The sequence below is a fragment of the Natronoarchaeum rubrum genome (assembly GCF_024494695.1).
This window is the reverse complement of sequence record NZ_JANHDP010000003.1, coordinates 547003-558377: the sequence shown is the minus strand read 5'-3', so window position 1 is coordinate 558377 and position 11375 is coordinate 547003. Positions and strand designations below refer to the sequence as shown.

At 64.9% G+C, this 11375-nt stretch carries 11 protein-coding genes and 1 pseudogene; 4 read left to right on the top strand and 8 right to left on the bottom strand.

What is annotated here, in order from left to right; translation table 11 throughout:
• Positions 1-194 precede the first annotated feature (194 nt).
• On the top strand, positions 195-1427 hold the full coding sequence (locus tag NO931_RS10490; RefSeq protein WP_256392282.1) for an AI-2E family transporter: 1233 nt from the start codon (positions 195-197) through the stop codon (positions 1425-1427).
• A 104-nt stretch (positions 1428-1531) separates the two neighbouring features.
• Positions 1532-2110 carry an HdeD family acid-resistance protein gene (locus tag NO931_RS10485; protein WP_256392281.1) on the top strand — a complete coding sequence of 193 codons (579 nt, stop codon included), beginning with the start codon at positions 1532-1534 and terminating at the stop codon, positions 2108-2110.
• Here NO931_RS10485 and NO931_RS10480 read toward each other — a convergent pair.
• Complete coding sequence (locus NO931_RS10480) at positions 2082-3509, bottom strand: TIGR00341 family protein (RefSeq protein ID WP_256392280.1); 1428 nt, start codon at positions 3507-3509, stop codon at positions 2082-2084. The two genes, NO931_RS10485 and NO931_RS10480, sit on opposite strands and share 29 nt — an antisense overlap.
• 99 nt (positions 3510-3608) lie before the next feature.
• Between NO931_RS10480 and sp36 the strand changes: the two genes are divergently transcribed.
• Complete coding sequence (gene sp36 / locus NO931_RS10475) at positions 3609-3827, top strand: Sp36 family protein (RefSeq protein ID WP_510629982.1); 219 nt, start codon at positions 3609-3611, stop codon at positions 3825-3827.
• On the top strand, positions 3824-4849 hold the full coding sequence (locus tag NO931_RS10470) for a DUF7972 family membrane protein (RefSeq protein WP_256392279.1): 1026 nt from the start codon (positions 3824-3826) through the stop codon (positions 4847-4849). The genes sp36 and NO931_RS10470 overlap by 4 nt, the downstream gene beginning before the upstream one ends.
• 62 nt (positions 4850-4911) lie before the next feature.
• On the opposite strand, the gene NO931_RS10465 is transcribed toward NO931_RS10470, so the two are convergent.
• The 7 genes and pseudogenes from NO931_RS10465 to NO931_RS10435 all read right to left on the bottom strand — a co-directional run bounded on the left by NO931_RS10465 (position 4912) and on the right by NO931_RS10435 (position 10738).
• Positions 4912-7302 carry a heavy metal translocating P-type ATPase gene (locus NO931_RS10465; protein ID WP_256392278.1) on the bottom strand — a complete coding sequence of 797 codons (2391 nt, stop codon included), beginning with the start codon at positions 7300-7302 and terminating at the stop codon, positions 4912-4914.
• 99 nt (positions 7303-7401) lie between these two features.
• Entirely contained in the window at positions 7402-8151 is a 750-nt protein-coding gene (locus NO931_RS10460; RefSeq protein ID WP_256392277.1) for a helix-turn-helix domain-containing protein, read from the bottom strand.
• 49 nt (positions 8152-8200) lie between these two features.
• Positions 8201-8500 (bottom strand): DUF7967 family protein, encoded by a 300-nt coding sequence (locus NO931_RS10455; RefSeq protein WP_256392276.1) that lies wholly within the window; start codon positions 8498-8500, stop codon positions 8201-8203.
• 293 nt (positions 8501-8793) lie between these two features.
• Positions 8794-9534 (bottom strand): annotated as a pseudogene (locus NO931_RS10450) (transposase); the annotation flags it as partial.
• A 67-nt stretch (positions 9535-9601) separates the two neighbouring features.
• Positions 9602-9871 carry a DUF8036 family membrane protein gene (locus tag NO931_RS10445; protein ID WP_259371498.1) on the bottom strand — a complete coding sequence of 90 codons (270 nt, stop codon included), beginning with the start codon at positions 9869-9871 and terminating at the stop codon, positions 9602-9604.
• A gap of 145 nt (positions 9872-10016) precedes the next feature.
• Positions 10017-10307, bottom strand: a complete 291-nt coding sequence (locus NO931_RS10440; RefSeq protein ID WP_256392274.1) for an ArsR/SmtB family transcription factor — start codon at positions 10305-10307, stop codon at positions 10017-10019.
• A 68-nt stretch (positions 10308-10375) separates the two neighbouring features.
• Positions 10376-10738: an alpha/beta hydrolase family protein gene (locus tag NO931_RS10435; RefSeq protein WP_256392273.1), complete on the bottom strand. Its 363-nt coding sequence runs from the start codon at positions 10736-10738 to the stop codon at positions 10376-10378.
• Between the last annotated feature and the right edge of the window lie 637 nt (positions 10739-11375).

The following is an 11375-nucleotide window of genomic DNA, read 5'->3' as shown; positions in this document are numbered from 1 at the left end:
GTCGGTGGAGATCCGGCAGGCCCGCGCCACAACCACCCCGCAACTGTTCGAACCCACTGCGCACACACCGGTAAACAACGCGTTTTGCGGCGGCTCCTGTACCACGATCCGACGCTCGCGTCGACGACCCGGTCGAGCGGAGCGACGGCGTCCGCACAACCGATATCCGGGTCGCGTCGCCGAGCCTACCACTCATGAGTCGACGCTCTCCCGGGTCGCGACGTTTCCTCCTCGCGCTGGCGGCGGTCGTCGCGGCCCTCTCGGCGCTGGTCGTGTTGCCGTACCTGCAGTTCGTGCTGTTCGCCGTGTTGCTCGCGTACGTGCTCGACCCCATCAACGATCGGCTCGCGCGCCGGATCGGGCCGACGCTCGCGGCCGCCGCGACGATGATGTTCGCCACGGCGGTGATCCTCGTCCCGGTCGGACTGGCGCTCGCGACCGCCGTCAGGCAGGCCGACAGGATCGTCGAGGGTGTGGAGACGTTGGACGCCGAGGCGATCGCCGACCAGGTGTCGGGCCGGATCGGGATCGAGACAGAGATGCTCGTCCAGACGCTCTCGGACGCCGTCGAGAACGGTCTCCAGGGCGCAGCGGGTAACGTCGTCACCATCGTCGGCGGCATCCCCGAGCTGCTGATCGGGCTCACCGTGTTCGGATTCGTCCTGTTTTACCTGCTGCGCGACGGCGACGCGCTGGTGGCGTGGCTCCGGGGCGTGACGCCGATCGAGCCCGAGCTCCGCGAGGAGCTGTTCGCGAACTTCGATCGGCTCATGTGGGCCGGCATCGTCGGCACCGCCGTCGTGGCGTTCGTCCAGGCGCTGCTGACGGTGCTGGCGTTCGTCCCGCTCGGGTTCGGCAACGTGGCGTTCTGGTTCGTCATCACGTTCGTACTCTCCTTGCTCCCGCTGGTGGGCGCGTCGGTGGTCTGGATCCCCGCCGTCGGCTTCCTCGCGCTCGTGAACCGGCCGGTCGCGGCCGGCGCGCTACTGGTCTTCGGCGCCGTCGTGATCAGCGGGTCGGACAACGTGCTCCGCCCGCTGATCGTCAACCGCGGCGCCTCGCTCAACCCCGCTACGATCGTCGTCGGCATCTTCGGCGGCGTGGCGGTCTTCGGCGTCGTCGGCCTGTTCTTCGGACCGATCGTGCTGGGGATGCTGAAGATCATCGTCGAGGTGCTGGTCAGGGACGCCGCCATCGGTCCGGCGAGAGCGCCCGCGGCCGCCGATCGGGCGGCGGCTGGCGCATCGACGCCGAACGATGGCCGAGCAGCGGGCGTTTCGGCGGCCAATCGTACGGATCCCGAGAGCGACGGGGGCGGGGACGATGCCGATTCCGACGGAACTGATCCTGAAGCGACTGACACCGGTGCGCCTGCGGACGCCGATTCGGCTGACGGCGTCGACGAGACCCGCGATCCCGAGGGGTGAACTGTAGATGCGAATTCTGACATATCGTCCCGACGTATATTCTCGGATCCAGTAAACGGCGGTTATACGCGCTGACGTCGTAGTTTATACACGGAGGAACTGAAATGGCAGAAACATCTGTAGAAGAGATAGGCATCGCTCCCGATCAAAACTGGCGCGTCCCCGCCGGCACGGGGATCGTCCTCGCGCTACTCGGACTACTCGCGATCGTGTTTCCGTTCGTGACGGGCGTCTCGCTGTCGCTACTGCTCGGCGTCCTACTGGTGGCCGGCGGGATCGCCCACGCGGTCCACGCGTTCTCGGCGCCCGGCTGGACCGGGAGCGCCGTCCAAGTGGTTCTCGGTGTCGTGTACGTCGTCGCCGGGGTCATCTTCTTCGTGAACCCGGTGTTCGGGCTGACGACGCTGACGCTGCTCGTGATCGCGTACCTGTTCGTCGGCGGTCTGATCGAACTCGTCGCCGGGCTGGGGATGCCCCGCGAGGCCAACGGGCTCTGGATCGCGGCCAGCGGCGCGATCGGCATCCTGCTGGCCGGACTGCTGTTCGCCGGCTTCCCGTCGACGGCGCTGTGGGCGGTCGGCACGCTGTTCGGCGTCAACCTGCTGGTCAGCGGCGTCGCGCTGCTGTCGGTCGGATCGGCCGAACGCCGCGTCGTCAAGGACGAGCCGGCGACGTCGGTGTGATCGCACCCCGACTATTTTCGTACTCGGAACCGACCGCGACCGTCGTCCGTGGCGCCCCGCCGCGGTCTGCCTCGACGCGTACACCGGTCGAGGTGCCGGTCGTCGGAGGGATCGGTTCGGTCTCTTGCGCGACGACGAACGAGACGCGCACCGCGGGATCTCGGCCGGTCGCTCGTTCGATTCGTCGGTCGAGTTGCGTGGCGGTGTCGGGCGGAATCCCGGTCGCGTTCGGCCGTCCGACGACGGCCGAGACCGCCGGGTCGTTTCCGAGGAGGATGTCCTGTGTATCGTAGTCGACCTCGACGGCTTCGAGCTCGTACGCCGAGAGCGCAGCCTCGTCGAAAAAGCGCTCGGTCTCGGCGGTCGCCTGCTGTTCGAACGTGGTCGTCTGATAGGACGCGAACGTGACCAGTCCGAGCACGACCGAGAGCCCCACGAGTGCGACGACGAGCACCGCGCCGCGCCTGAGAACCGAGGAACGGGCGCTGTCTCGATGCGTCCTGCGTTCGGGCCGGTAGCCGCTGAACCAGAAGATCGCCAGCGCCGAGAGGTTGATCGACAGCAGGTTGACCAGCACCAGCACCGTGGCCGACGCCGCGACGCCCGAAAAGCCCCAGGCGATCCCGAGCCCCGCCGTCGCTGCGGGCGGAATGAGCGCGACCGCGATGGCGACGCCGACGAGTGTCGATCCCGACCCGCGCGAGACGCTGATCGCGCCGGCGATCCCCGAGCCGAACGCGATGAACAGCGAGAGGAAGTCGGGACTCGTCCGTTCTAGAATCTGTGGAATCGTCCGAATGTCGGTTCCCGGCGGGATTATCACTGTCCCCCTGAGCAGCGCCCCCGCCGCCGCGGCCACGACGATGGCCAGGACGAGTCCCGTCACCTGCAGCGCGATGCCTCGGGCCGCCAGATCGCGGTCCGCGAGGACGCTGCCTGCGCTCGCGGTGATCGCCGGCCCCATCAGCGGCGCGACGACCATGGCGCCGATGATCGTCGCCGCCGAATCGAGCAGCAGTCCGCCCGTGGCGATGACCGTGCTCAGGACGATGAACGCGAAGTACGTCAGCAGCTCCGGTGCGAGCGATTGGGCGTTGGCTTTTAGCTCCTCCCGCGAGAGACGATCGCCGGGATAGAGCGCCTCCAGCGCCACGATACGTTCGGAGACGACGGTCTCGGTCGGCAACACGATCGTGTATGCACTCTCGCTGACGCCGGCCGCTCGCAGGTCTTCGAGCACCGGCTCGACGCCCGTCGGTGGGACGGGAAACTGAACCATCGCCTCGAACTCGCCGCGACCGGTCTCGTCGAACACCGCGTAGTCGATTCCCTGGTCGTCGAGTGCCCGCAACACCGGCTGTCGATTTCCTTCCGGAATCAACACCTGCACGAGGCGCATACCGACGGTACCACGAGGTGGCGCTTAAGCGTACGACGAGCGCCACGCGATCGTCGGGATGGGCCAATATGCTTATGCCAGAGCCTCGAACACTGCTCTGTGACTGATGCCCGACGAATCGAGTGGGAGTACCGGAGCCTCCGGCCGCCTCGAGAGGCGACGATGAAGGAAGCAAAGGACCCGACGGAGCGGCTCAACGAACTCGGCGCCGAGGGTTGGGAACTCGTCGATACGATCGATTACACCGGCGGCGGGACGAAGTACCTGCTGCTCAAGCGCCCGGCCGAGGCCGACGAACGGACGCGAGAGGACGGATGAGCGAGGATGACAGCAGCGGGGAGATCAGCACCGCGGACACGATGCGCGGCCGGGCCGACGAGAGCCGGGTCAAGATCTGGCTGCTGTTCCGGACGAACCGGTTCGCCCTGACCGGCGCGTTCGCCGCGCTCGTGTTCCTGTCGTTCCTGGGACTGAGCCTGCTCTTGGAGCCACCGCTGTCGACCCAACTCGCCTCCGACGACACGATCGAGACGACGTTCTCGACGATGATCAGCGCGATCATCACGGGCACGACGCTGGTCGTCACGATCAGCCAACTCGTGCTCTCCCAGGAGAACGGGCCGCTGGGTGACCAGCGCAAGCGGATGAGCGACGCCATGGACTTCCGAACGTACACGAAAGACCTGTTCGGTACGGCCGTCCCGGCCGATCCCTCGGCGTTTCTCGGTCACCTCGCCGAGGAGATCGAGCGACGAGCCGAGGTAGTCGACCGGATCGTCCGCGAGAGCGACAACGAGCAGTTGATCGACCAGACGGGCGAGTTCGTCGACAGCATTCACGGCAACGCCGAGGAGGTTCAGAACGAACTCGACGGCGCCCAGTTCGGCACGTTCGACGTGCTGTTCGCGGCGCTGAACTTCAACTACGGCTGGAAGATCTATCAGGTCGAGCGCATCGTCGACGAGTTCGGCGACGAGTTCGACGAGGACCAGCGCGAAGCGTTCGAGGAGCTCAGATCCTCGCTGGCGATGTTCGGTCCTGCCCGCGAGCACATCAAGACGCTGTACTTCCAGTGGGCGCTGGTCGACCTCTCGGTGTACATCCTCTACGCGGCGATCCCCTCGCTGATCGTCGCCGGCGGCATGCTGACGTTCGTCGGTTCGGCGACGTTCACGGGCGTCTTCTTGTCCGTTCCGACCGTCACCTGGGTGTTCGCGGCGGCGTTTACTATCTCGCTGATCCCGTTCTTGCTCTTCGTCGCCTACATCCTCCGGATCGCGCCGGTCGCCAAACGGACGCTGGCGATCGGCCCGCTGATTCTGCGGGAGTCCCAGCGGTAGGCGGACGCCGATCGTCGGCGTCGCGCCGCCGTCGTCATCGTCGTCGAGTCGGCCGGCCGTCGCTACTCGTCCTCGAACCGATCGGGCGTCACGCGCGAGAGCCGCATCGCGTTGCCGGTGACGCCGAGGCTCATTCCCATGTCGCCGACAACCACCGCCAGCGCGACCGAGACGTAGCCCAGCGGGACGCCGACCGCCAGCAGCGCCTTGACGCCGAGGCTCGACCAGATGTTCTGCCGGATGACGGCGTTGCCCTTGTGCGAAAGATCGTACAGGTACGGCAGTTTCCCGACGTCGTCACCCATCAGCGCGATGTCCGCGGTTTCGAGAGCCGTGTCGGTGCCCGCCGCGCCCATCGCGACGCCGACGTTCGCGGTCGCCAGCGCCGGCGCGTCGTTGACGCCGTCGCCGACCATCGCGACGCTGCCGTACTCCGCTCGCAGCGCCTCGACGGCGTCGACCTTCTCGTCGGGCAGCAACTCGGCGCGGTACTCGTCGACGCCGACCTCCTCGGCGATCGCCCGCGCGGTGCCCTCGTTGTCGCCGGTGAGCATCACGACCCGGCCGACGCCGAGGTCGCGCAGGCGCTCGACGGCGCGCTTCGAGGCGGGCCGCACCTCGTCGGCGACCGCGACGACGCCGAGCAACTCCGCGTCGGTCCCGACGAGAACGACCGTCTTGCCCTCGCGTTCGAGCGCCCGAACGCGGTCGGCGACGGTCTCGACGTCGGCGCCGCGCTCGCCGTCCGACGGCGTCGCAGCGACGGTCCCGCCGTCGGTGCGCTCGCTGCCGGCGGGGCCGACGCCAGCGGCCGAGAGATCGACGCCCAGTTCCTCGAACAGCGCGGGCTTGCCGGCGTAGACCGTCCGCCCGTCGAGATCGGCGCGGACGCCTTTGCCGGTCAGGCTCTCGAACGCCGACGGTTCGGGCAGGTCGTCGACGCTCGCCTCCTCGGCGCGGTCGAGGATCGCCCGCGCGATCGGGTGCTCGCTTCGCCGCTCCAGCGCGGCGGCGTGTCGCAGCAGGTCGTCGGCGTCGCCACCGTCCGCCGGGACGACGTCGGTGACCGCCAACTCGCCCTTGGTGAGCGTCCCGGTTTTGTCCAGCGCGACGGCGTCGACCTCGCCCATCGCTTCGAGGTAGTTGCCGCCCTTGATGAGGACGCCGTTCTTCGCGGCGCTGGTAATCCCCGAGACGACTGAGACGGGCGTCGAAATCACGAACGCACAGGGGCAGGCGATCACCAGCAGGGTTAGCCCCCGGACGAACCACGTCCCCCAGTCGCCCTCGAACGAGTGGGCGAGGCCGGCGATCTCGACCGTCGCAGCGGTGTCGATCAGCAGCGGCGGGACGGCGGCGGTCAGGATCGCCAGCACGACGACGACCGGCGTGTAGTAGCCCGCGAACCGGTCGACGAACTGCTCGGTTTCCGTCCGTTCGGCCTGGGCGCCCTGGACCATCTCGATGATCCGCGAGAGCGTCGAGTCGCCCGCCGTCGAGGTGACCTCGACCTCCAGATACCCCTCCGCGGCGATCGATCCGGCGAACACCTCCTCGCCAGCGGTCTTGTCGACCGGCACGCTCTCGCCGGTGATCGGCGACTCGTCGACCGCGCTCTCGCCGTCTCTGACGACGCCGTCGAGGGGGATCTTCTCGCCCGGTCGGACGACGACCGTCTCGCCGACCTCGACCTCCTCCGCCGGCACCGTGATCTCCTCTCCACCGCGCCGGACCGTCGCCTCGTCGGGCGACAACTCCATCAGCTCGCGCAGCGAGTCCCGCGCCCGATCCATCGCGAAATCTTCCAGCAGCTCCGCGATGCTAAAGAGAACCGCCAGCGTCGCCGCCTCGACGAAGTAGCCGATCCCCGTCGCCGCGATGATCGCGGTCCCCATCAGCAGGTCGATGTCGAGGCTGCGCTGGCGCGCCGAGTAGTAGCCGCCCCGGATCACGGGCAGCCCGCTGGCCACGACGGCGCCGAGGAACAGCACGTCCGCGAGCGAGAGCGGGTAGTCCAGAACGCTCGCGATCTCGGGGTTGAGTCCCGTCAGGACGAACTCGAACAGCAAGCCGAGCGCGACCAGCACCGCGCCGATCCACGTTTTGATCGCGCGCGTGCTCGTCCAGATTTCGGCGGGCGGCGCGACGTCGACGCCGTCGCTTCCCTCTTCGCCGTCCGCCGGTTCCTCGTCGCCTCCGACGACCTCGTAGCCGGCGCCCTCGATCGCCGCGACGAGGTCCGACCGGTCGGTGCGATCTGGATCGTACGTCACCGTCGCCGTCCCGGTCGTCGGCTGCTCGGTGGCGTCGAGCACGCCGTCGACCCGCTTGAGGCTCTTGTCGACTTTCCCGGCGCAGGACGGGCAATCCATCTCGGGAACGGAGAAGCGAGCGGTCAGCTCGCGCCGCTCTCCGCCTCCCGCCTCCGCGCCCTGGTCCGACTTCTCTGTCATTACGTCAGGGTTAGGGCGGTACGTCGATAAGCCTTAGTTGGAATATTCCAAGAAACCGGGGCGGCGCCGGTACGGCGTCAGCACGACGCCAGTACCGCATCAGAGCGACGCCGACGGTCCTTCGGTGCCCGGTTCCTCGGCGACGTGGCGCTTCGCCAGCCGTTCTTCGGCTCGTCGGAGTCGGTAGGTCAGCGTCGATCGCGGCACGTCGAGGTGATCGGCGAGCTCGCCGACGTCGACCGCCCGCGGTGACTCGTAGTAGCCGTGTTCGACGGCAGCCCGGAGCGCGGCGTCCTGCTTCGGCGTCAGATCGCTCGTCTCGCCGGCGGCGTCACCCGCCGACGCCGCGCTCTCACCGGTGCGGAGCATCTCGGTCCGGGCGCAGTCGCCGACCGCCTCCTCCAGGTCCTCGAAGAAGTCGGCCACGTCGCCCTCGCCGGAGTGAACCAGCCGCCAGGTGTAGTGGCGACCCTCGTGGCGCGTCTCGAACAGCACGCCGTCGCCGAGGTGGTCGCGGGCGATGTGGGGCACGGAGTTGCAGTCGGGAGTTCGCTCCCAGTAGGAGTACAGCACGAGCGCGTCGTCGGTGTGTTCGAGCACTTCGGTCGACTGGGTGGCGCCGCAGTGCTCGGTCGCCAGGCAGTCCGCGTAGTAGTCGGCCGTCAGAAAGGCGTCCTCGATCGCGTCCAGCGCGTCGGGCGACCCCGTCGCGTGGTCGACCCGCCAGAGCTTCTCGTCGGTCGCGTGCAAGGAGAGCGAACGGATCCGGGCATCAGGGTACTCCGCGAGCGTGTCGGCCACCCTGTTGCAGCCCGGCTCGTACTCCAGGGCGAAGGCGAGTTCGCGCATAGCTGTCGATACACGGCGGCGGCCTAAAACCGTGCGGCGAGTTCCGGCGTCAGATCACGTCGTCGGGCTCGTGAACGTCCGCCATCCGGCGTGCTTCGGCGGCGTACTGTTCCCGGAGGTCGGCGTCGTCGACCGCTCCGAGGTTCTCCGGTTCGGCGTCGACGGCGGCCGTCGTGTCCCGGACGTCGGTGAACGACGTCAGCGCGCGCTCTTTCCGGAAGTATCGCTCGCCGTCGATCGTGGCGTACGTGAGGATGATCAGGTTCTGCTCGTCGTCGGAGTACGTTCGCTCGACGAGCCAGACGGTTACGCCCTCGTCGGTGTCGGCGTCGTCTGCGTCGGTTCCCATACTCGGTGTTCGGGAACCGAACGGAAGTCGGTGACGCCGACCGGATCTTACCGGTCTGATTCAATTTGCTATAGCGTTATCTGGTTTACTTCACTTGGTGCGGTGAAGTTGAGACTACAGAGGGTTTAGCGGGACTGTAATGCGTGGTTTCGGCTAAATCGACAAGTGGAAACTGCTTCAAATCGCTCTCTGAACAGGCGTCCTTATCATATTTCCAATCAGACGGGCGGATTTTGTCGGCTCCCGACAGTGTTACCCCTCAGACGCCACGGAAACCCTAACTGAAGACTTTATCACCCGATACCGGTTTCCTCCTTCAGCAGCATCAGTGTATTGTCGGCCGTCACGAGTGGCGAATGCTCGTGTTCTCCGGTCAATTCGACCTGTACCAGCAGGTCCACCGCTCGCCAAATCGAGTACAGGAGACGTGAATGCGAAGTAGAAGAATCGAAGCCCGAAATCCTTCGAGGTCGTCGCCGCCATGAACCGCTTGACCGACCTGTACCCGCTCTCGATCTCCCACCTGTAGCCGTATTCGCTGAGGTGGCCACTCCCTCGAGTCGTCATGAACACCGAGTACTGCCTATGGTCGTCGTGCTCGGAGTCCTCTTTCTGCCGGTAGATTAGCGTCGTCTCGTGCCACTCGTTTTCCCGAGGTGGAGCTTCCGGTCGGTCTCGTAGCGGTCCTGACCGCGCTGGAGCAATCGCTTGGCCTGGACTTTCTCGCTGGTCTGAATCCGTTTCGGGCCAACGTACGAGAGCCCACGCTGGCTGATCATCTCCAGAACGTGTTGGCTATCGAACTCCCGGTCCATCAGCACGTCATCGACATGAACGAGGTTCTCAGCCGAATCGAGCAAGTCCTCGACGATTTCCAGTTGTGTCTCTCCCTTTCGGACGGGGCGCGCATCCAGCACGATTGGGACGGCGTTGCCGACCAGCTGGACCGTCGCCCATTGATAGGCGTATTCGTCGGTTTGCTCTTTTGTCCCGATGATTTCGTCCTTATGGCCCGTTCTATCGCCGGTGAAGGGGTAGCTTCGATAAGAACGAAATCAGTCTATGAAACCCCTCTCAGAGATCTGAAATATTAATGCGAACTCAGGTCTGGCTTTGATAGAGAAGAACCAGGATGGCAAGTCCGATGAAGAAGTCCGGGAGAAACACGAACGCGCCGATATTTGGGCGAGGGCGGAAGCCTAGGATGTTGTGTACTAATGGATTTGACGTACCCGCGTATAGGAGCAGCGTGAGGCTTAGCACAAGCAGGCTTGCTGTGTACTTGTTCGGAAGATCACGATAAAGCTGCACGTAGATGGCTGCGAGTGCCACCAGTAACACGAGATTCAGGGTTGTAAAGAAAACCTCCATCCGAATGAGCAGTTCAACCTGGGAGGACAGCGGCCTCGACGGAGGGCCATGAGATGGAACTGATACGAAGAGTGCGACTAAGAGTGCGATACCACTCGCGGCGGTCGCACTCGCTACTGTCGTTCCAAGTGGACTCTTGATCCAGTTACGAATCATCATCAACTCCGGCCTGTTCCGCCACGTCTTCCATGATGTCGAGGTTGTTCATCATTCTATCTGAGAGGAAGTACATCTGCCCGTAATTGTCACCCTCCGTGGTCACGATATTGCTCTCTTCGAGGACTTCGAGGTGGTGCTGCACTGTTTTGTAGTTCAAACCCAGATCATTCGACAATTGATTGGTGTTTCGTGGCTGGTCGTTGAGTGCGCGGAGGATACGAAGCCGATTTCGGCCTCCATGAGACCCACCAATGAGCCACCAGAGCAACTGCCGCATCTATCGAGTATTCATTTGGTCGGTGCAAATACATTCTGTCTCGGGCCGAACGATACTACGGCCTCAAATCAGTCACTAATCCAGGAAATAATCCGATCAGCGATTTCACCGTTATTGTCGTCTTGCATCATGAGATGTGTATTTCCGGATATCCCTTCGTCCGGAAGGCTAAGCAGCGTCGATGCGGGACTTGTCTCTCCTGCGAGGTCTGCAGTTGTCTGGGTCGCTTCCTTGCGACCAGTCTGTCCACGCTCGTCGACATAATCGCCATACACGCCCATGAACGGTGCATCACCACCCATCTCCGCCACAGTTTGCGGGTCAGTCGGCGCACCGACCGGCTCAACTGCGACGATCCGGTCAACGAGATCCGGCACAGCTTGTGCAACCGTGAATCCGGAACTACCGCCCGCTGAGTGAACGAGCAGCACTGCCGGACCAACACGGTTGAGAAGCGCCTCTAGGGCGGCAGTCTCCTGAGGTGATGCGAACTGACTCCCACCGCCACCTCCGGTAGTCGTCCCTGGCTGAGTTCCAGTTGCTGCCTCAGTGGAATCCGCAGATGTGGAGTTTTGGTTGCCGCCACGTCCGCCCGTCTGGCCTCCACCTTGCCTACCGCCACCTCCGCCACTGGTGCTGACGTATGCGGGGAATGACGCAATGAGTTGGTCGACCGACTCGACCGGGTATCGAACGTCATCGTACGGGTCACTGACTTCAGGTCCGAACCCCCATGTCGGCCATGCTCGATCGATAGACCATCGAGAGAGTGATGCAGAGTCTGAGTTCTGGAGGGCAGCAGTGTCTAAGCCACCTGAATCGACGTTTCGAGGCGGGTTGAATACATACACTGGATGGCCAGCTTCGGCAAAGTACTCCACCCAACCGCGTCGACCGTCAGGTGTCGTCCGGTAAATGTACGGTGACAACCCAAGGCCGGGCACCATTACAACGGGTGACTTGTCGGTGGCCGTATCGGGCCGTGTATATACGACTTCAGCACGTCCGTCGATGACCGTACTACTGCTTGTGCCTGCGTTGCCGACGTAGAAATTACCGAACGTCGGA

Bases quoted from the DNA above. Each gene is read 5' to 3' on its own strand.
- NO931_RS10490 (WP_256392282.1), top strand. From the start codon at position 195: ATGAGTCGACGCTCTCCCGGGTCGCGACGTTTCCTCCTCGCGCTGGCG.
- NO931_RS10485 (WP_256392281.1), top strand. From the start codon at position 1,532: ATGGCAGAAACATCTGTAGAAGAGATAGGCATCGCTCCCGATCAAAAC.
- NO931_RS10480 (WP_256392280.1), bottom strand. From the start codon at position 3,509: ATGCGCCTCGTGCAGGTGTTGATTCCGGAAGGAAATCGACAGCCGGTG.
- NO931_RS10470 (WP_256392279.1), top strand. From the start codon at position 3,824: ATGAGCGAGGATGACAGCAGCGGGGAGATCAGCACCGCGGACACGATG.
- NO931_RS10465 (WP_256392278.1), bottom strand. From the start codon at position 7,302: ATGACAGAGAAGTCGGACCAGGGCGCGGAGGCGGGAGGCGGAGAGCGG.
- NO931_RS10460 (WP_256392277.1), bottom strand. From the start codon at position 8,151: ATGCGCGAACTCGCCTTCGCCCTGGAGTACGAGCCGGGCTGCAACAGG.
- NO931_RS10455 (WP_256392276.1), bottom strand. From the start codon at position 8,500: ATGGGAACCGACGCAGACGACGCCGACACCGACGAGGGCGTAACCGTC.
- NO931_RS10445 (WP_259371498.1), bottom strand. From the start codon at position 9,871: ATGGAGGTTTTCTTTACAACCCTGAATCTCGTGTTACTGGTGGCACTC.
- NO931_RS10440 (WP_256392274.1), bottom strand. From the start codon at position 10,307: ATGCGGCAGTTGCTCTGGTGGCTCATTGGTGGGTCTCATGGAGGCCGA.